Source organism: Pseudonocardia bannensis, assembly GCF_012911875.1.
Lineage (GTDB): Bacteria > Actinomycetota > Actinomycetes > Mycobacteriales > Pseudonocardiaceae > Pseudonocardia > Pseudonocardia bannensis.
Genome location: NZ_JAAXKZ010000274.1, coordinates 1 through 1,051, shown reverse-complemented (window position 1 = coordinate 1,051; position 1,051 = coordinate 1). Strand labels below are relative to the sequence as shown.

At 74.7% G+C, this 1,051-nt stretch carries 1 protein-coding gene; it reads left to right on the top strand.

Annotated features, from left to right (window positions below; translation table 11 throughout):
• Window positions 1–31: 31 nt before the first annotated feature.
• Complete coding sequence (gene moaA / locus HF519_RS30150; protein ID WP_312860439.1) at window positions 32–1,051, top strand: GTP 3',8-cyclase MoaA; 1,020 nt, start codon at window positions 32–34, stop codon at window positions 1,049–1,051.

Genomic DNA, 1,051 nt, shown 5'->3' with positions numbered 1-1,051 from the left:
CGAGCTCGGCCTCCCGGCGTTGCGGGGGTCCATCACCCGAGACCCGGCCCGCCCCGACGACCCCCGGTTGATCGACGGGTTCGGCCGGGTGGCGACCGACCTGCGCATCTCGCTGACCGACCGCTGCAACCTGCGCTGTACCTACTGCATGCCCGCGGAGGGCCTGGAGTGGATGGACCGCGCCGAGCAGCTGACCGACGACGAGCTGGTCCGGCTGATCGGCATCGCGGTCCGCGAGCTCGGCGTGCACGAGCTGCGCTTCACCGGCGGCGAGCCGCTGCTGCGCAAGGGCCTCGAAGGCATCATCGCCGCGTCCGCCGCGCTGGCCCCCCGGCCCGACATCTCGCTGACCACCAACGGCATCGGGCTGGCCCGCCGCGCCGAGGCGCTGGCCGCCGCCGGGGTGAACCGGCTCAACGTCTCGATGGACACGCTGCGCCCGGACCGGTTCGCCACGATCACCCGGCGCGACCGGCTCGCCGACGTGCTCGCCGGGCTGGCCGCGGCCCGCGCCGCCGGCCTGCACCCCGTCAAGATCAACACGGTGCTGCTGCGCGGGGTGAACGACGACGAGGCCGGCGCCCTGCTGCGCTTCGCCGTGGACAACGGCTACGAGCTGCGCTTCATCGAGCAGATGCCCCTGGACGCCCAGCACGGCTGGCAGCGCACCGAGATGATCACCGCCGGGGAGATCCTCGACCGGCTGCGCGAGGGCTTCGATCTGGCCCCGGACCCGACCGAGCGCGGCGGCGCCCCGGCCGAGCGCTGGATCGTCGACGGCGGCCCGGCCGTGGTCGGCGTGATCGCCTCGGTCACCCGGCCGTTCTGCGGCGCCTGCGACCGCACCCGGCTGACCGCCGACGGGCAGGTCCGCAACTGCCTGTTCGCCCGCACCGAGACCGACCTGCGGGCCCTGGTCCGCGGCGGCGCCTCCGACACCGAGATCGCCGACACCTGGCGCGACGCCATGTGGGCCAAGCTGCCCGGCCACGGCATCAACGACCCCGGCTTCCTGCAGCCGGACCGGCCGATGAGCGCCATCGGCGGCTGA